The 18,858-nt window shown below is 36.8% G+C and carries 19 protein-coding genes, 1 tRNA gene and 1 pseudogene; 16 read left to right on the forward strand and 5 right to left on the reverse strand.

All coding sequences use genetic code 11. The annotated features are described in order from the left end of the window. Window positions 1-40: 40 nt before the first annotated feature. The 4 genes and pseudogenes from lgt to gndA all read left to right on the forward strand — a co-directional run bounded on the left by lgt (window position 41) and on the right by gndA (window position 3,654). Window positions 41-829 (forward strand): prolipoprotein diacylglyceryl transferase, encoded by a 789-nt coding sequence (gene lgt, locus RT41_RS00130; RefSeq protein ID WP_096816782.1) that lies wholly within the window; start codon window positions 41-43, stop codon window positions 827-829. A gap of 177 nt (window positions 830-1,006) precedes the next feature. Continuing rightward, a pseudogene (locus RT41_RS00135) lies at window positions 1,007-1,411 on the forward strand (DUF948 domain-containing protein); the annotation flags it as partial. Between the two features lie 109 nt (window positions 1,412-1,520). Further along, on the forward strand, window positions 1,521-2,054 hold the full coding sequence (locus tag RT41_RS00140) for a YtxH domain-containing protein (protein WP_096816784.1): 534 nt from the start codon (window positions 1,521-1,523) through the stop codon (window positions 2,052-2,054). Window positions 2,055-2,235: 181 nt separating this feature from the next. After that, window positions 2,236-3,654: an NADP-dependent phosphogluconate dehydrogenase gene (gene gndA, locus RT41_RS00145; protein ID WP_054639056.1), complete on the forward strand. Its 1,419-nt coding sequence runs from the start codon at window positions 2,236-2,238 to the stop codon at window positions 3,652-3,654. Between the two features lie 59 nt (window positions 3,655-3,713). On the opposite strand, the gene RT41_RS00150 is transcribed toward gndA, so the two are convergent. The 4 genes from RT41_RS00150 to RT41_RS10395 all read right to left on the reverse strand — a co-directional run bounded on the left by RT41_RS00150 (window position 3,714) and on the right by RT41_RS10395 (window position 7,128). Beyond that, a complete protein-coding gene (locus RT41_RS00150; RefSeq protein ID WP_245811546.1) occupies window positions 3,714-4,202 on the reverse strand; it encodes a PAS domain-containing protein in 489 nt (162 codons plus the stop codon). Window positions 4,203-4,247: 45 nt separating this feature from the next. Beyond that, window positions 4,248-5,201, reverse strand: a complete 954-nt coding sequence (locus RT41_RS00155) for an FAD:protein FMN transferase (protein WP_096816785.1) — start codon at window positions 5,199-5,201, stop codon at window positions 4,248-4,250. Then, complete coding sequence (locus tag RT41_RS00160) at window positions 5,201-6,214, reverse strand: NADPH-dependent FMN reductase (RefSeq protein ID WP_096816786.1); 1,014 nt, start codon at window positions 6,212-6,214, stop codon at window positions 5,201-5,203. Before RT41_RS00160 ends, RT41_RS00155 begins: the two co-directional genes overlap by 1 nt. A 191-nt stretch (window positions 6,215-6,405) precedes the next feature. After that, the gene (locus RT41_RS10395; protein ID WP_180752655.1) at window positions 6,406-7,128 is read right to left on the reverse strand and encodes a helix-turn-helix domain-containing protein; all 723 of its coding nucleotides are present in this window, start codon (window positions 7,126-7,128) and stop codon (window positions 6,406-6,408) included. A 279-nt stretch (window positions 7,129-7,407) separates the two neighbouring features. Between RT41_RS10395 and RT41_RS00170 the strand changes: the two genes are divergently transcribed. After that, window positions 7,408-7,947 carry a helix-turn-helix domain-containing protein gene (locus RT41_RS00170; protein WP_096816787.1) on the forward strand — a complete coding sequence of 180 codons (540 nt, stop codon included), beginning with the start codon at window positions 7,408-7,410 and terminating at the stop codon, window positions 7,945-7,947. A 137-nt stretch (window positions 7,948-8,084) separates the two neighbouring features. Further along, window positions 8,085-10,178 carry a KUP/HAK/KT family potassium transporter gene (locus tag RT41_RS00175; protein ID WP_096816788.1) on the forward strand — a complete coding sequence of 698 codons (2,094 nt, stop codon included), beginning with the start codon at window positions 8,085-8,087 and terminating at the stop codon, window positions 10,176-10,178. Between the two features lie 22 nt (window positions 10,179-10,200). Here the strand turns inward: RT41_RS00175 and RT41_RS00180 are convergent, their stop codons facing one another. Then, complete coding sequence (locus tag RT41_RS00180) at window positions 10,201-10,368, reverse strand: DUF3042 family protein (protein WP_096816789.1); 168 nt, start codon at window positions 10,366-10,368, stop codon at window positions 10,201-10,203. Window positions 10,369-10,455: 87 nt separating this feature from the next. On the opposite strand from RT41_RS00180, the gene miaA reads away from it, so the two are divergent. The 10 genes from miaA (at window position 10,456) to rpoE (ending at window position 18,810) form a co-directional block, all read left to right on the forward strand. Next, window positions 10,456-11,337, forward strand: coding sequence for a tRNA (adenosine(37)-N6)-dimethylallyltransferase MiaA (gene miaA, locus RT41_RS00185; RefSeq protein WP_096816790.1), 882 nt, complete (start codon window positions 10,456-10,458; stop codon window positions 11,335-11,337). Between the two features lie 53 nt (window positions 11,338-11,390). After that, window positions 11,391-12,056 (forward strand): hypothetical protein, encoded by a 666-nt coding sequence (locus tag RT41_RS00190; protein WP_096816791.1) that lies wholly within the window; start codon window positions 11,391-11,393, stop codon window positions 12,054-12,056. 111 nt (window positions 12,057-12,167) lie between these two features. After that, window positions 12,168-13,076, forward strand: coding sequence for an SPFH domain-containing protein (locus RT41_RS00195; protein ID WP_096816792.1), 909 nt, complete (start codon window positions 12,168-12,170; stop codon window positions 13,074-13,076). Window positions 13,077-13,177: 101 nt separating this feature from the next. After that, window positions 13,178-13,324, forward strand: a complete 147-nt coding sequence (locus RT41_RS10400) for a hypothetical protein (protein ID WP_180752656.1) — start codon at window positions 13,178-13,180, stop codon at window positions 13,322-13,324. 185 nt (window positions 13,325-13,509) lie between these two features. Continuing rightward, window positions 13,510-13,581: transfer RNA gene (locus RT41_RS00200), tRNA-Arg, on the forward strand. Window positions 13,582-13,700: 119 nt separating this feature from the next. Next, on the forward strand, window positions 13,701-14,624 hold the full coding sequence (rnz, locus tag RT41_RS00205; RefSeq protein WP_096816793.1) for a ribonuclease Z: 924 nt from the start codon (window positions 13,701-13,703) through the stop codon (window positions 14,622-14,624). Continuing rightward, a complete protein-coding gene (locus RT41_RS00210; RefSeq protein WP_096816794.1) occupies window positions 14,605-15,309 on the forward strand; it encodes an SDR family NAD(P)-dependent oxidoreductase in 705 nt (234 codons plus the stop codon). The genes rnz and RT41_RS00210 overlap by 20 nt, the downstream gene beginning before the upstream one ends. Window positions 15,310-15,340: 31 nt before the next feature. Further along, window positions 15,341-17,572 (forward strand): single-stranded-DNA-specific exonuclease RecJ, encoded by a 2,232-nt coding sequence (gene recJ, locus RT41_RS00215; RefSeq protein WP_096816795.1) that lies wholly within the window; start codon window positions 15,341-15,343, stop codon window positions 17,570-17,572. A 45-nt stretch (window positions 17,573-17,617) separates the two neighbouring features. Continuing rightward, window positions 17,618-18,130 (forward strand): adenine phosphoribosyltransferase, encoded by a 513-nt coding sequence (locus RT41_RS00220; RefSeq protein WP_054639052.1) that lies wholly within the window; start codon window positions 17,618-17,620, stop codon window positions 18,128-18,130. Window positions 18,131-18,249: 119 nt separating this feature from the next. Continuing rightward, window positions 18,250-18,810 (forward strand): DNA-directed RNA polymerase subunit delta, encoded by a 561-nt coding sequence (gene rpoE / locus RT41_RS00225; protein ID WP_096816796.1) that lies wholly within the window; start codon window positions 18,250-18,252, stop codon window positions 18,808-18,810. Window positions 18,811-18,858: the final 48 nt, after the last annotated feature.

Here is an 18,858-nt window from a genome sequence, read left to right on the forward strand (position 1 = left end):
TTTTAGAAATTCCCGGTGAAAAAGAAGAAAAAGTGAGATTATGAATTCTTTATTTCCATTTTTGGCCTTGAATAAAGTTGCTTTGCAACTTGGGCCTTTTTCTATTCACTGGTACGCAATTTTTATTGTCACAGGTGCTGCAATTGCTGTTTGGATGGCTTGTAAAGAGGCACCAAGTAAGAAAATGACAGTTGACGATATCATTGATTTTGTACTAATAGCATTTCCACTGGGGATTGTAGGGGCAAGAGCATATTATGTCATTTTCCAATGGTCTTATTATAGCCAACACCCCGGTCAGATTATTGCCATGTGGGATGGTGGTGGGGCGATTTACGGCTCATTAATTGTTGGTGCAATTGTGCTCTTCGTTTTCTCTTATTATCGAATGATTCATCCACTTGACCTCCTTGATATAACGGTACCTGGTGTCGCGTTGGCACAAGCCCTTGGCCGTTGGGGGAATTTTGTTAACCAAGAAGCTTATGGAAAAATTGTCGACAATTTAAATTATTTACCTGACTTTATCAAGAATCAAATGTTTATTAATGGTCATTATCGAACACCTACTTTCTTGTATGAAAGTATTGGCGACTTCATTGGCTTTTTGTTGATGGTCATTTTCCGCCATCGCTTGAAATTTATCAAGCGAGGGGAGATTTTCGCCTTCTATTTAATTTGGTATGGCTGTGTTCGCTTCATTGTTGAAGGAATGCGTACAGACAGTTTGATGCTTGGGCCAGCCCGTGTATCGCAGTGGTTATCAGCCATTCTTATTTTTGTTGGGATTGGTCTGATTATTTTCCGTCGTTATAAAAAATATGAATAAAAGAGAAAAACTGTCAGTGCTGATGAGAACACCTACCTGTTGCGTCAATTCTGACTGTTTTTTATTAAAATAAAATAAACTTATTATCATAAAAGTGAATTTTTTGTTATAATAAAATTAAATTATAATCGCTTTCAGATTATAAGAAAACAAATTGCTTATTACAAGGAGGTCAATGTGGGGAATATTGCTTTATTAATTATCGCAATAGCGTTTGCCGTTTTGGTTTTATTTCTGGTTATTGTATTATATAAAGTATCCAAAACGATTGAAGAAGCAAATCGAACAGTAAAGCTTGTTTCAAGTGACGTCGATTTGTTACTCCATCAAGCAGATGGTTTGATGGCGAAGGCGAACACTTTGCTTGAAGATGTGAATGGGAAAGTTGCAACAATTGATCCGCTGTTCACAGCTGTGGCAGATTTGTCAGAAAGTATTTCAGATGTAAATGGCTCAACCAGACGTTTAGTTACTCGAATTAACCGTCCTACTACTGGTCGTACAGCAACATCAGCTGTATTGGCTGCGAAAACGGCTAAAAAATTCTTTGTCAAAAAAGATACGACAAAAACGACGAGTCGTTCAAACGCTTCAAAAACAGAAAACAATATTGGTGCAGAAAAAAAAGTTGATTCTACTTTGAAAACTGCAAACAAGATTAAAACAGATAAAATAAAAACGGAGGTAGAAAATGTCTAAAAAATCAGGAATTTTAATTGGTGCTCTTGTCGGTGCAGCAGCTGCGCTTTTCCTCGCTCCTAAAAAAGGTGAAGATTTACGCGATGACGCTGGAAAACTTTATGATGATTTCAAAGAAAATCCACAAGAAGCATTAAACAATTGGAAAGATAAAACAATTGATTATTCAACTGAGAAATTTAACGATGTAAAAGATAAATTTGATTCGGGAGAAATTTCTGCAGATCGCGCTAAAGATTTCCTCTTTGAAAAACGCGATTTGATTAAAGAAAAAGTTGATTCAGGAGAATTATCAAAAGAGTCTGTAATTGCGTTCTTTAATGCAACACGGGATGCAATTGTTGATAAAATCAATGAGATTAAATCAGATAGTGATGAATTATTTGATGAAAATGAATCTGAATTTTCAGAGGAAGTTGAACAAGCGGCTGATAAATTTGAATCAAAAGTAGATGAAACTGCAGCTGCTGTTGGTGAAAAAGCGGATGAAGTGAAAAATGATTTAGAAAATCACGAAACTTTTTAATTCAGAAAAAATAAAGCTGTCAGTAGTGATGACATTCGATGCTTAACGGGTTAGAATGATACTACTGACAGTTTTTTGATTATAATAGATAAATAAAAATAATTTACATAGTTTTTTGTTTTATTTGTAAGATATTTACGTTATAATAAAGATATTAAAACTATTAATAGGAGATACAATTATGACAAAAGCAAACTTTGGTGTTGTCGGGATGGCTGTTATGGGTAAGAACCTTGCCCTTAACGTTGAATCGCACGGCTACACTGTTGCCCTTTTCAATCGCACAACTTCAAAAACAGAAGAAGTCATTGCTGAGCATCCTGATAAAAATTTTGTGTTCACTAAAACTGTTGAAGAGTTTGTAAATGCAATTGAAAAACCACGTCGTATTATGCTCATGGTTAAAGCTGGTGGACCAACAGATGCTACAATCAAATCTCTCTTGCCATTGCTTGATAAGGGCGATATTTTGATTGATGGTGGGAATACACACTACCCAGATACGATTCGTCGTAACGCTGAACTTGCTGATTCAGGAATTAATTTCATTGGTACAGGTGTATCCGGTGGTGAAAAAGGGGCTCTCCTTGGTCCATCAATGATGCCTGGAGGACAAAAAGAAGCCTACGACTTAGTTGCACCAATTTTTGAACAAATATCTGCTAAAGCACCTCAAGATGGTGAACCATGTGTCACATACATTGGTCCAAACGGAGCAGGTCACTTTGTAAAAATGGTTCACAACGGAATAGAATACGGTGATATGCAACTGATCGCAGAATCATACGATCTTTTAAAACGTGTTTTAGGTTTGTCAAATGCTGAAATTCAAGAAATTTTTGAAGAATGGAATGAAGGCGAGCTTGACAGCTATTTGATCGAGATTACAAAAGAAGTTTTGAAACGTCAAGATGATGAAGGTGAAGGTTATATCGTAGATAAAATCTTGGATAAAGCTGGAAATAAAGGGACAGGTAAATGGACATCACAATCTGCACTTGACCTTGGAGTTCCACTGCCATTGATAACTGAATCTGTTTTTGCACGTTATATTTCAACATACAAGGATGAACGTGTTAAAGCAAGTAAAGTTTTAGCTGGCCCTTCAACTCACTTTACAGGTGATAAAAAAGAAGTTGTTGAAAAAATCCGACAAGCATTGTATTTCTCAAAAATCATGTCCTATGCTCAAGGTTTTGCCCAACTTCGTAAAGCATCCGCTGAATTCGATTGGGATCTACCTTATGCTGATATTGCTAAGATTTGGCGCGCTGGTTGTATCATTCGTGCCCAATTCTTACAAAAAATAACGGATGCGTTCAATAAAGATAAAGACCTTGAAAATCTTTTGCTCGACGAATATTTTGTAGAAATTACAAAAAAATATCAAGCATCAGTTCGTGACGTCGTAGCGCTTGCCGTTCAAACAGGTACACCTGCACCAACATTTAGCTCAGCCATTGCTTATTATGACAGCTATCGTTCTGAAAATTTGCCGGCCAATCTGATTCAAGCTCAACGGGACTACTTCGGTGCTCATACTTATGAACGTACGGATAAGCCAGGTACTTATCACTACGACTGGTACACAGAAGACTAAAAAAGAGCCACACCGATGTGTGGCTTTTTTTGCTCATTTTTTTTAAATCTGTGATGCATTTATTCTGATTTTCCGGAATTATGTGGTGTACGGATACCTCGAAGTCCTTGTATACGTGAGATATCGCCTGTAAATTCCATACAACCAAGATAACGACCGTCGCAATCGCGAAGGGCATAATAATTAATGTAACACGTTTTTCCAGCCATGGGGAACCACTGTTCATAATGGCTTGCAGTTCCGTCATGAAATGATTCTAATATTTTTTGAACTGTTGGACGAATATGTTCAGGTTTTTCTGGGTGTAAACTTAATAATTCTTGATTTAATTGTTCCGTGGTTCTGTGGTGCATCCGCGTATCACTGTCTGTGAAGTAAATAAAATTGTCATCCGCATCGATCAGGTCGATTTCAAAGGGCATCATATTGAGCATGGTTCTAAGTAGTTTTAAATCAAATTGGCCAGTTGGCAGATGAATTAAGCCCTGCTCTTCTATAAATGTTTTCGTATCTTCATCTTTTTGATTACGTTCTCGTGTCATTACCATAATATGTCCTTAGCAATATATTGTAATTGCTAACCTTTCTAATTTTTAAATAAAATAATATGTAGAGTCTGTGAGGTGAACTTGACTTTGGTCAAGGTTAATTAAGCGAACGGATTTATTTTGATAAATCAATAGTGCTGAATAAGAATAATTTTGGGGGATCTCATTGGCAAAAAAGAGTCGTGTAGTTTCAATTTCTCCCTCAAGAGATCTGTCAGAAAAAACCGTGACAGAGGCCAGTTTTGTTTCAAATGGATAGCCAGTTTTTGAGTCAATGATGTGGTGATAAGAACGTCCATTGTGTTCAAAATGTCGTTCAGCGATTCCCGAAGTGACAACTGAAGAATGGTCGGTAATGACCTGCAAAATTGTATCATCAGAATGGATGAATGGATTTCGTACCCCTATGTGCCACTTTTGATTTGAGTGTAGTGGCGAAGGCCCCACTAACCTTAGGTTTCCTCCTAAATTGATAATGGCAGAAGTTATGCCTTGGCTACTAAATAAATCTGTAACACGGTCGGCAATGTATCCCTTTGCAATGGCACCCAAATCGAGCTCCATTCCAACCTGAGGTAGAAAAATCGAAAAATCAATGTCAGAAAAGCTGATTTCGTCAGGATTTACGAGAGCTATTTTTTCAGAAATTTCATCAATTGAGGGGAAACGAGCATCATTAAAACCAATGTGCCAGAGTTTAACCAGGGGTCCAATGGCTACGTTAAAACCAAAGTGTTCTTGACTTTTCTCAACGGCCAATTTCGTCAGATGATAGACAGCATCAGAAACATGAACAGGTTCAATTCCAGCTGATGCATTAACATCCATGAGCTCGGAATGAGGACGGTTGACGGTCATTAAATTCTCATAGTAATCAATTAATTCAAGTGCTTTTTTCAAAATTGTAGCATCATCAGTTCCAAAAACGGTTAAATAAATCACTGTACCTAGTGCATGACCGTGCAAAGCAATTTTCTTTTTGGCTAGTTTATTTCCCATCAATTAGTCGAAGCTCCAGTATTGCTGTCAGTGCTGACAACTTCAGATTCATGCTCAGATGCCCCAGTGTCACTGTCTGAATCCAAAAGTTCTGTTTGAGATGCCGATGTGTCAGTATCATTTTTAGAGTTTGAATTAGATGCTCCAGTCGATAAAGCTATTTTTTCAATCCACCATCCGTTCCCTTTTTCAATTATCTGGGTTGATTCATCCGGGGCTAATACAGTTGGAATTCCTTCAGGTTTACTCGACGCCCCAGTTTTTGCATCAGTGATTTTGTTCAGTTCTTCTTTAGAAGAGCTCCCAGTATTAGCATCATTTAAAGCGAATCCAAGATTAATCTCTTCAATCCACCACCCTTCTCCATGTTCAACTATCTTGGGCAAGGGCTTTTGTTCAACTTTCCTGATAGCACGACTATTTCTAGGACTGGTAATCGTGGTGGTCCGATCTTCAGCTAAATCACGCATTGATTTTACATGTTCAGTGTAAATTTCAAAATTTTTGAAGCAAGTTTCTAGAAATTCAATCGTTCGCTCATCATGAAGCTCATCTTGTGCATTAAAACTTTGTGAGGCTCGCCCAAGCATAAATTGATTAGAAGGGAGCACAAAGGCATCAATTCCTGGTGAACTTAAAATTTGGCGAAGATTTTCTTGAGCAAAAACGGTTCCCATTTGCCCCAAAGATACCCCGACAATCATTACAGGTGTGTTAGTAAGCGGATGAACAGCACCCCAAGATAGCCATTCGAGTAATGACTTCAATCCGGCACTGATTGAATGGTCGTATTCTGGAGTACTGAAAATGACTCCATCAGCTTCTTGAATGGCATAGATAATCTCAGCCACACGATGTGGTAACACTTTAGTATCCTCACTGAATAGAGGAATATCAGTGATCTCGAGGACTTCAATTTGAGCCTGATTATTAAAGTGCTTTTTCATATACCAAAGAAGTTTTCGATTATAGGAAAAACTTGCATTAGTACCAACAATTGCAACAAATTTCATAGGTTTTGCTACGTTCTAATGGTCTTAGAACCGCCGTTATTTATTAACGTGCGCCCTTTCTATTCACTTTTTTCCACCTAATTGTAGAACAATATTCAATTGAAGTCAATAGAATACAAATTTCCAAAAAAAGAGAACATCAAATTAAAGAAAATAAAAAAGCCAGAACTCTGACTTTTTTATTTCTAATATTAATGTTCCACTTTTTCCCATGAACGTGTCCGCGTATGGAAAATATTAACGATTACAGATTCTGGGAATTCTTTTTCGTCTGCATGGTTTTCTTCTACATAGTGTTTGAAATCAGGATTATCCTGATGGACATAAAGTAGACGACCGCCAGATGTTACAATTCTAACAAATTTTTCGTGATTAAAGATAAAACCACCGACTTCATTAGGGTCGACTTTGTGGTCATACTTGATGAATAAAAGGTCGCCATCTTTTACTTCTGTGAAGAAGTCTGAGCCAACAGGTTCGATAACAATATCATATTCATCTGGAACTTGAGCACTGGGGATATCTACCTTTGAATCCAAACGTCCCTGTTGCCACACGTAATCGCCACGATAGATAAAACTTGTGATCGTGACAGTTGTGTAACCAACTTCTGAAATTTCTTGTTCATTCAACTTATTTTGTATAAAATCAAGAACGGCTTGACGATTTGTATCATTTAATTTGTTAAATAATTTCTGAATTTTTTTGTGGTCGCGGTCATTGCTTTTTTCTAGCAAATATTCATCAGAAACATCAAAAAAGTCAGCGAGCTCAGAGAGACGTCTAGCACTTGGTTGTTTACCTAAACGGTAGTTGGCCAAAGCGTTTCGAGGATAACCCAGCTCTCGTTCTACTTGGTTGAATGATTTTTTAGATTCAACGACAAGCGTCTTTAAACGATCATAAAATGTCATTTATTTATTTCTCCTCAAAAAATTTAGATAAATTATTGACAAAATAATCAATCTGTTATATAATCAAAGTGTATTTAATGGATTACAAAAAGTTGAATTGAGATTATTTTTGTCATATTGTAACATAAATATCTACATTATAGCATATAAACCGATTAAAAGCAGATTATATTTTACATTTGTCGCTTTTTTTCACATTTTTTTATAATACTAGAATATCCTAAGACTTTTTTACTTTTTTAAGACATTGAGGACAATTGAGGAAAGAAGTTGACTAAGATGATGAAAAATGACGAAAAAAAAGTGGCAGAACTCAAAGAAATTCGTGCTACATTGAAAACAAAACGGATTACGACTATTGAACTGGCAAAGCAGTTACATATGGACAGTGCCAATCTCTCTGACTACTTGTTTTTTAGGAAGTTTCCAACTGAACAACTCATATCAGAAATAATTGATGCAATCCACAAGATAGAGTTGGTTGTGTTAATCCCTGAGAAAGAAATTTCTAAACCCCATGAAGAGGTACAGGAATTTCCAATTTTTTCAGATGATTCTGAAACAAACTCAGAAGAAATGAATGAAAATATGACGAGTTTTGAATATTCCGTAACCCCATTAAAACTTGGTGATAAGATAAAGAATATCAGAATAAAATTGTCTCTTAGTCAGGAAGATTTAGCTGCTCTGCTTAAACCACCAGTTGCCGTGGATACGGTTAAATTTTGGGAGAATAACTTTGGAGTTCCTTTACTTGATTATTGTGTACAAATCAGCGATTTAGGGGTTGTTACTCTTGATTGGCTTTTAAAAGATTAATAAGGAGAATTTATTTCTCTTTTTTTGTTTTAATTAACAATATTTTTGAAAGATTTTCATAATAATCTGCTATAATGGTTTCATTCAATTAATATTGGATTAAGTTACTTTTTTGTAAAGAAAGTTGAGGTTTTATTATGGGTCAAACTGCACATAATAAATCATTTAATAAAGCTTCAAAAGCTGGGTTTATTATCGCGCTCGGTGTCGTTTATGGCGACATCGGAACAAGTCCGTTATATACGATGCAATCAATTGTTCAAGGCCAAGGGGGCTTGACTCACATCTCAGAAGATTTTATTCTGGGGGCAGTGAGTCTAATCATTTGGACTTTAACTTTGATTACTACTGTAAAATATGTCTTAATTGCGCTTAATGCAGATAACCATCATGAAGGTGGAATATTTTCACTCTTTACCTTGGTTCGTAAAATGTCAAAATGGTTAATTATTCCCGCCATGATTGGTGGAGCTACTTTATTATCTGACGGTGCATTGACACCAGCAGTGACAGTGACCTCGGCAATTGAAGGTCTAAAAGGTGTTCCGAGTCTTGCAGAATTATACAGTAATCAAAATGTAGTCGTTGTAACAACGCTGATTATTTTAGCGATTCTGTTTTTAATTCAACGGTTTGGTACGGGATTCGTAGGTAAAATATTTGGACCCTTAATGTTTATTTGGTTTGCTTTTTTGGGAATAACAGGGTTGATCAATTCATTTGGCAATCTTGAAATTTTTAAAGCAATCAATCCATATTATGCTGTTCGTCTCCTTGTGAGTCCAGAAAATAAGGCGGGCCTTTTCGTTTTAGGTTCAATTTTCCTTGCAACGACTGGGGCAGAAGCACTTTATTCTGACTTAGGGCATGTTGGGAAAGGGAATATCCATGTTAGTTGGCCATTTGTCAAAATTTGTATTGTCCTATCATATTGTGGTCAAGGGGCATGGCTGATTGCTCACCGTGGACAAGAACTTGGTGGCCTCAATCCGTTCTTTGCGATATTACCTACAGAAATTATGCTTTACGCGGTTATTCTGGCTACGTTCGCTTCGATTATAGCTTCGCAATCATTAATTTCGGGTTCGTTTACACTCGTTTCTGAGGCGATCCGCTTAAAATTATTGCCAATGCTTAAAATTTATTATCCAGGGGAAACGTTGGGTCAGCTTTATATTCCTGCCGTCAATTTTGCTTTGTGGATTGTAACTTCTTGTATTGTGCTTTATTTCAAAACGTCTGCACATATGGAGGCTGCTTATGGCTTAGCTATCACAGTCACCATGTTAATGACAAGTATCTTACTTTCTTACTATTTAATTCAAAAAGGGTTGCCTCATTGGCTGGCGCATGGAATTATGTCTTTCTTTATTCTTATTGAAGGGATGTTCTTCGTTGCTTCAGCAATTAAATTCTTGCATGGTGGTTATGTTGTTGTTATCATTGCTTTAATGATTATGTTTGTCATGTATATTTGGCATCATGGCAATTCTATTGTCTTTAAATATATCAAGTCATTGAATATTAATGACTACAAACGACAGTTGAAAGCGTTGCGTGACGACACGACTATTGACTTGTATCAAACAAATGTTGTCTATCTGACGAGTCGAATGGACCACGAGTGGATTGATCGTTCCATCTTGTATTCGATTCTAGATAAACGACCAAAACGTGCGAAAGTGTATTGGTTTGTTAATGTAAAAGTGACTGACGAGCCCTACACAGCTGAGTATAAAGTAGACATGATGGGGACTGATTATATTGTTCGTGTTGTGATTTATCTCGGTTTCCGGATGCGACAAGAAATTCCTCGTTATTTGAGAACGATTGTGACAGATTTAATGGAGTCGGGTCGCTTGCCTAAACAGCATCAAGATTACAGCATTACACCAGGACGTAAGGTCGGAGATTTCAGATTCGTCGTGATTGAAGAGAAGCTAACAAATGCTCGACAGATGAGCGGCTTTGATCGTTTTGTTTTGATGACTAAAGCTGCAATAAAGAAATTTACGGCATCTCCAATGCGATGGTTTGGGCTTCAATTCTCTGAAGTTACGATGGAAACTGTTCCGCTCGTTTTGTCAGATGTTCGAAATCTTGAAATTCATGAACGCTTAATGCACCATGAAACCGAGAATGGTGATGAAATGGAAGAAAAAGGGGTTCCTTCAACTACCGATGTTATCAAACCACTCAAATTCAAAAATAAAATCAAGGATAAAAAATAAAAAAAGAGCTTAAGCTCTTTTTTTATCTCGAAAGTCGTTTACGTTGGGCCTTTTTTCGTTGCTCATCTAGAAAATCTTCTTTTTCTTGGACATTGACAGTATGAGTCGCTTTGGCGACAATCAGGGCGGCAGTAGCTATGGCAATTTCGATTGATTTACCGACTAAATAGCCTTTAACAAATTTGTTCATATTGCTCCTTTCTCAATTAAACGAATCGTTTTTTCTTTATGTTATACTTAATATAGTATATTGCATTAGAAATAGCAAGGAATATCAATGAGAAATAAAGTAATTGTTGTTGTTGGACCGACTGCTGTTGGGAAAACAGCATTGGGAATCCAGATTTGTCAGAAATTCAATGGGGAAGTAATTTCAGGTGATTCGCAGCAAGTTTATCGGACACTAGATATCGGTACTGCAAAGGCAACGGAGGCGGAGCAGAAAGCCGCTATCCATCACTTAATCGATGTCCGAGATATTGATGAAAATTTCTCCGCTCATGATTTTGTCATTAGTGCCAATCACCTCATTAAAGAAATTCAAGATAAAGGGAAGCTCGCTGTTATTGTCGGAGGGACCGGACTTTACATCCAATCATTAATTGAAGGCTATCACCTTGGAGGTCAGGAGAGGCATGACGAAATGTTACAATTGCGTGCTAAGTTATCATTAATGACTGATGATGAACTCTTCAAACTAGTTGCTGACAAGTCGATTGAAATTCAAGAAATGAATCGCCGCAGAGCAATTAGAGCACTTGAATTGGAAGCTTTTGGTGAGGGAGAAAACCAAGGCTCAGAATTCGATTTCTTATTGATCGGTCTGAATGCCGATCGTTCAATTTTGTATAATCGGATTAATCAACGCGTTGATTTAATGACTGAAAAAGGCTTGCTTGAAGAAGCGAAAAGACTTTTTGAAAATCATAAAGATGCTCAAGCGGCAAAAGCAATTGGATATAAGGAATTTTTTCCATATTTTCGAAATGAAATGTCGCTTGAGGAGGCCATTGAGCTGGTTAAAAGAAATTCACGTCGCTATGCCAAACGCCAATTAACATGGTTTAAAAATCGGATGGATGTTAACTTTTATGATGTTTTTTCAGATTCATATCCACAAAATGTGACAGAACAGGTTACAAAATTCCTCGAAGAATAATTTCCGAAGTGATATAATAGGATGATAAAAGAATAAGAGTTAGAAAGAAAAAAATGAATAAAAAATGGCTAGATTTAGCAATGAAATATGGCGGTTTTATGGAACAAGATCGTGTTTTTTTAGAAAATCGTTTGGCTTCGTTAACGAATGAGGAAGACAAAAAGCTTCTCGTAACACCACCCGCAAGTGTCTTAAACGCTTATTTTGCAGAATTGTATCAGAAAAGAAGTCCCAAAGAGGCAACAGACTATTTTTTTTCCTTGTCGAAAGCATTGGATTTGTTTCAAGATGATCCGAATTTTCATTTAGAAGGAAAGCAGAACACAGAAAACTTTCGTTTTATCCGCTTAAATTTGTCTGGAAAGTCGTTCGGTTTTTGTTTCAAAAATGATAAAGAAGAAGCAATCGTTTTTAGTGAATTTCCAATAAAGATTAGTCGTGAATTACTTTTTGAAATTTCTCAGATATTTCCTGACTATTTGATTTGTCAATCAGAACATCAAATTTTAATGCGGCCTGCCCACTTTAAGACGCCATTCGAATCAATGGAAAGTTTGTCAGCATTAACCGACTTAGCGGAAAATGATCAGTATATGCGCCTTTCAAGTTACAATATAGACGATTTGTTTGAGAGTGCGGAAAAAGTTGGATATTTTGAAAAACCGACCCTTCAGTTTCATCAAAAACTTTTCTATTTGTTTATTAAGAAATTTATCTAAAAAAGATTTCCCAATTTTGGGAAATTTTTCATTTTGTTTAAAAATTAATGATATAATGGTGATGTAAAAATTTATTCGCACTGACAAAGTTGGTGCAAAAGGAGGTTTTTTATGTCAGTACTTATCGTTCCATTGACCATTTTAGCTGTCATCTTGATTATTTTAATTGCAAGTTTCAGTACATTGGCCTATGTTGTAAAACAACAAACTGTTGCGATTATCGAACGCTTTGGGAAGTATCAGGCAACTGCCAATGCAGGTTTTCACTTAAAACTACCATGGGGAATTGACCGGATTGCAGCACGCATTCAACTTCGTTTGTTACAAACAGAAATGACAGTTGAAACAAAAACGGCCGATAACGTATTTGTAACAATGAATATCGCCACTCAATACCGTGTTAATGAACAATCAATCAAAGATGCTTATTACAAATTGATGAATCCTGGCGAACAAATCAAGGCTTATATTGAAGATGCGATTCGTTCAGCTGTACCAAAATTAATTTTGGACGATGTCTTTGAGAAAAAAGATGAGATTGCCCTTGAGGTGCAAAAAACAGTTTCTGAAGAAATGCAAACGTATGGCTATATTATCGTCAAAACATTGATTACAAAGGTTGAACCAGATGCCGAAGTTAAGCAATCGATGAATGACATTAATGCAGCACAACGTAAACAAGATGCAGCCCAAATGCTTGCTAATGCGAATAAAATTCAAGTGGTTACAGCCGCCGAAGCTGAAGCTGAGAAAGATCGTTTACATGGTGTGGGTATTGCTGAACAACGTAAAGCGATTGTTGATGGTCTTGCACAACAAATTACCGAAATTAAGAAAATTGGTGTTGATCTTGATGAAGAACAAATTATGTCAATTCTCTTGACTAACCAATACTTGGATACACTGAATCAGTTTGCAGATCGAGGAAATTCTACCATCTTCTTGCCTGGTGGAGCTCAAGGTGCAGAAGATTTGCGCACTCAAATTATGACTGCCTTAACAGCGGCAAAACAAAAATAATAATCACCCATGATTAAAATCAAAGTTCAAATTTAGTGGCCTTTTATGAAAAGTTATTTAGTGACGGACTTGTCCCGTTTTTTACCTTCTTAGATCCAAGAATGTCAAAAGTACAATTTTGGGACGATTTTTCAGATGATAACATTGATGAACACTATCTCGATCGTGCGAGGGTTGTCCTAGGCGAAGCGACCGATTTTATTGGGCTAAAAGGTTTATATAAAAGTCTCAAAAACAATAAATCTTGAAAAGATGTAGAGATTTGGTTGGTAAGCCAGCTTGGGCAGCTCAAATAATTATTGAAGAAGACTTTGATCAAGCAGAAGCCCATCGATACGACGAATAAAAAAGTGCTGATTTCAGCACTTTTTTATTTCATTTTGATCTACTTGAATTTTTCTCTAAATTCCTGTAAAATAGAGAAGTTGAATAAGCGTCCGTAGTGTAATGGATATCACGCGAGATTCCGGTTCTTGCGATGGGGGTTCGATTCCCTCCGGACGCATAGATTGCCAAGGTGCAATTTATGGGCGATTAAGCTCTTTCATTTAACAGAATTTGAAATCGGATATTGTGATTTTTCGCAATATTTTTTTCATCTGTGAGCAAAACAAGGGGTGAATAATGGAAATCCAATTTTTGGGAACAAGTGCAGGACAACCTTCTAAAAGTCGCAATACGCAAGCAATAGCACTTAAATTGCTTGATGAACGAAATGAAATTTGGCTTTTTGATTGTGGTGAAGCGACACAGCACCAGATATTAAATACGACAATCAAGCCTCGTAAAATTACTAAAATTTTTATCACACACATGCACGGAGACCATATTTTTGGACTTCCAGGTTTTCTTTCGAGTAGAAGCTTTCAGTCTTCTGATGAACAAACAGATTTGGAAATTTATGGACCTGTCGGGATTAAAAATTTTGTCCTAACAAGTTTGAAGTTGTCAGGTTCAAAACTTGGCTATCGAATTAATTTTCATGAAATAAGTACGGCGGGAAAAATTTTTGAAGATGATTCATTTGAAGTGTATACAGATTTACTTGACCATACAATTTTCTGTTTGGGCTATCGCGTGGTTCAAAAAAATCGGGCGGGTGAGCTTGACGCGGAGGCATTAAAAGCAGCTGGGTTGCCGTTTGGACCACTTTTTGGCAAAATAAAAAAAGGGCAAACTGTTGAGTATAACAATCAGATTTTTGATCCTAAAGATTTTGTTGGTGAGGACAAACAAGGTAAAATCGTGACAATTTTAGGAGACACACGCAAAACGAATTCCGCTGTTCGCTTGGGTTGGGGGGCGGATTTGCTGGTTCACGAGGCGACTTATGAAGCAAGTGAAAGTAAAATGGCGCGTAATCATGGTCATTCGACATCCAAACAAGCAGCTGATGTGGCACAAGAGGCTGGTGTAAAACGACTTTTACTGACTCATATCAGTGCACGATACGTTGGCCCCTTAGTTGGACAATTAGTAAAAGAAGCTCAATTGGTCCACGAGAATTCATTTGTTGTTAAAGATTTTTATGAGGAAAAAATTGACTAGAACAATTGCTATCACAGGAGCAACAGGAGATATTGCCGCTGCCCTGATTCAAGCCCTGCCTAACGATCATCTGATCCTACTTTCGCGGAATATCGAAAGTTTGAAAGAAAAATATGGTCATCTCACAAATGTCGAATTATTGGAAAATAGAGCGGTTCATAATGCCCAACCAATTTCGGTTGATATCTTAATTAACAACGCCGGTTTTGGCTTGTTTAAAGAGCTGTCAGCGCTGACAGATCAAGAGATTGAAGATCAATTTGAGATCAATTCAATTTTTCCAATTCAATGCATTCGTTTTTTCAACCCAAAGGTACAATTAATAAATATTGCCTCCATAGCAGGAAAAATTCCAAGTGCAAAATCGACGATTTATGCGGCCTCAAAAGCAGCATTGATTGCTTTTTCAGATGCCTATCGCATGGAGCGACCGGATTTGATTGTTACAACAGTTAATAGTGGCCCAGTTAAAACGAAATTTCATGCTGACAATCAAGCCTACCTGAAAAAAGTAGGTTCAAATGCCATTACTTCTGATAAAGTTGCGGCAAAGATAATCAGCGCATTAGGCAAAAATAAACGTGAAATCAATTTGCCTTGGCAAATGACTGTTATAGCGAAACTTAGGGCAATTGCCCCTACTCTGCTTGATTACTTAGCGGTTCGATTTTTTAATTTTAAGTAAAATAAATTTTAAAATAGAGAATAATAAGAAAATGATAAAAGCAAATTATACATGGAATGTTAATGATACTGACCTTCCAGAAGAATTTTTAAAAACAGTAAAAAAGTATCAGCTAGATTCAGTTGCGAGTCAAATTTTGTGGCAAAGGGGCATTCATTCAGGAACTGAAATAGAAAAATTTTTAAACCCTAATTTAGAAAACTTACACGACCCCTATTTATTGCACGATATGGATAAGGCAGTCTCACGAATATTGCATGCCATTGAAAACGGCGAAAATATTTTGATTTACGGAGATTACGATGCTGATGGTATGACGGCTAGTTCAGTTATGAAAACAGCATTAGATGAACTTGGAGCAGAAGTTCAAGTTTACCTTCCCAATCGGTTTACAGATGGCTACGGCCCGAATCTGGAAGTTTACAAATATTTCATTGAAAATGAAAGCATAGATTTAATCATTACCGTGGATAATGGAGTAGCAGGTTATGATGCCGTTGAATTTGCACAAAATAATGGAGTCGACGTTATCATTACTGACCACCACAGCATGCCATCAATATTACCTCCTGCTTTTGCCATTGTTCACCCAGAACATCCAGATAGTGTTTATCCCTTCAAGTATTTAGCAGGCGTAGGAGTTGCTTTCAAAGTGGCTTGTGCTTTATTGGAATATATTCCATCGGAAATGTTAGATTTGGTTGCCATTGGAACGATTGCTGATATGGTTTCCTTGACGGATGAAAATCGAACCTTAGTTTCTTTTGGACTAAAAATTTTAGCGAATACCGAACGAGCGGGACTGCAAGAACTCATGCGGATAGCAGGTTGTGATTTTGATAACGTCAATGAAGATACAGTCGGTTTCCAAATTGCACCACGATTGAATGCCCTTGGCAGGCTAGACGACCCTAACCCTGCAGTTGAATTATTAACAGGATGGGACGAAGATGAGGCTAGTCAGATTGCCCAAATGATAGAGGATAAAAATACTGAACGCAAAGCCATTGTGGATAAAATTTACAATGAAGCCTTGATGATGTTAACAGATGAACCAGTTCAGATACTTTACCATGAAGGTTGGCACAAAGGTGTATTAGGAATCGTGGCTGGTCGATTGTTGGAAAAAGTTCACAAGCCTGTTATCATGTTAGCTTTAGAAGATAACATTTTAAGAGGATCGGCACGCTCGATTGAATCCTACGATATTTTTAAAGCGCTTGACTCACACCGTGAATTATTTATTGCATTTGGGGGACACAAGCAGGCTGCAGGAATGACCTTGGCGCTTGAAAATGTAGAAGCTGTTAAAAAGGCATTGATTGATTATATTTCCGAAAATAATTTAGATATAAATCAAAAAAATAGTCTAGTTTTGACAAAGGCAGTTCAACTTTCGGACTTGTCATTGATGACAATCGAGGGGTTAAGAAAAGTGGGACCTTTTGGAATGGACAATCCGAAGCCGAAATTCTTAGTTCGAGACTTTGAGGTTGTTCAAAGTCGGAGTATGGGTAAAGATAATAGCCATTTAAAATTAAGATTAATGCAAGGTAAAACAACACTTGATGCCGTCTTTTTCGGTCATGGTGAAGAGCAACTTGAATTTGAACAAGCAGAAACCTCTCTAGCAGTTACGCTGTCATCAAATACATGGAATGGCAATACCAGTCTGCAATTAATGATTGAAGATGCTCAAGCCGAAGGTGTTGAATTGATTGATGTCAGAAGTCATCAAATAAAATTCCCAGAAAACGCAACAGTTTTTGCAAATAATACAATAAAAAATGATATAATAGAAGAAGTGCTTATTTTGGCAGAAATGCCAACAACGGATGAAGGTTTGTCAGCACTGACTAATGCAATTTCAGCTCCAAATGTTCAATTGATTTATTTCCAAAATAGGGTCGATAAAGCTTATTATTTAACTGGATTTGGAACACGAGAACAATTTGCAAAATTGTATAAAGCCATTTATCAATTTCCTGAATTTGATATTCGTTTTAAGTTAAAATCACTGGCAGATTATTTAAAAATCCCTGAGATTTTGCTCGTTAAAATGATCCAGGTTTTCCAAGAATTGAATTTTGTCGAAATAAACGATGGCCTTATGAAAGTCAATAAACATGCAGCTAAACACGAAATTTCTGAAAGTCAAATATATCAGGAACTAAAAAAACTTGTAAAAGCTCAAGAAATGTTTGCGCTCGCACCCGTAAAAGAAATTTACCATACTTTAAAAAAAGGAGAAGTCGAAATCTGACTTGCCTGCCAAATGAGGTGGACAAGCGTTTGAGACATTAAAACAATGGAACTTAAAGATTATATTGCAACCATTAATGATTACCCTAAAGAAGGAATTGTCTTTCGTGACATTTCTCCATTGATGGCAGATGGCAATGCTTATAATTATGCTGCAACAGAAATTGTTCAATACGCGCGAGACAAACAAATTGACATGGTCGTAGGTCCAGAAGCGCGCGGATTTATCATTGGCTGCCCAGTTGCTTTTGCACTTGGTGTTGGTTTTGCTCCTGTGCGTAAACCAGGTAAATTGCCACGTGAAGTTATCTCTGCTGAATACGAAAAAGAATATGGAACAGATACATTAACAATGCATGCAGATAGTATTAAGCCAGGCCAACGTGTTTTGATTGTTGATGATTTACTCGCGACAGGTGGTACAGTCAAGGCTACAATTGAAATGATAGAAAAACTTGGCGGAGTTGTTGTCGGATGTGCATTCTTAATTGAACTTGATGAACTCAAAGGTCGTGAAAAAATTGGTGATTACGACTATAAAGTATTAATGCATTACTAATTGATTAAAAATTATTAAAAAAACACTTTAAAATGTCACTGTGAAGGATTACGTATTGACAGTGACTCAAAATTGATATAAGATATTACAATAAGAGAAAACGGAAAGAGAGCTAAAAGTTGAAAATTACAGCCTTAGAAGGACAAAAAATCGACGAACTTTCAATGATTGAAGTCGCCCATGCTATCTTGGAACAAAATGGGAAAGAATTAACTTTTGCTGAAATTTTGAATGCCGTTCAAGATTACTTAAAAAAATCAGATGATGAAATCAAATCAAGTATTGCTCGTTTCTATGCAGAAATGAACATTGATGGAAGTTTTATTCCGCTTGGAAACAACGTCTGGGCATTACGTTCATGGTATGCGATTGACGAAATTGATGAAGAAGTTATCGCCCTCGATGAACTTGATGATGAGGATGAAAAACCAATCAAAAAACGGAGTAAAGTTAATGCTTTCGGAATCGAAGATGAAATCGATCCTGAAGATGAAGCAACAGATGCAGATCCTGCAGATGAAATCGTATATGACGATGAAAATCCTGACGACGAAAAAGATGAAGTTGAAGCATACGATGCTGAACTTAAAGAAGTCGAATTGGATAATGTTGATGATGATGTCGAAATTGAAGTCGAAGATGACGACGAAGACGATGATGAAGTAGACGACGAAGACTAAATTTAAAAAAGTGGGGTCATCGGCCTCACTTTTATGAATATTCCTTTC

The sequence above is a fragment of the Lactococcus fujiensis JCM 16395 genome (assembly GCF_002441655.1).
GTDB lineage: Bacteria > Bacillota > Bacilli > Lactobacillales > Streptococcaceae > Lactococcus > Lactococcus fujiensis.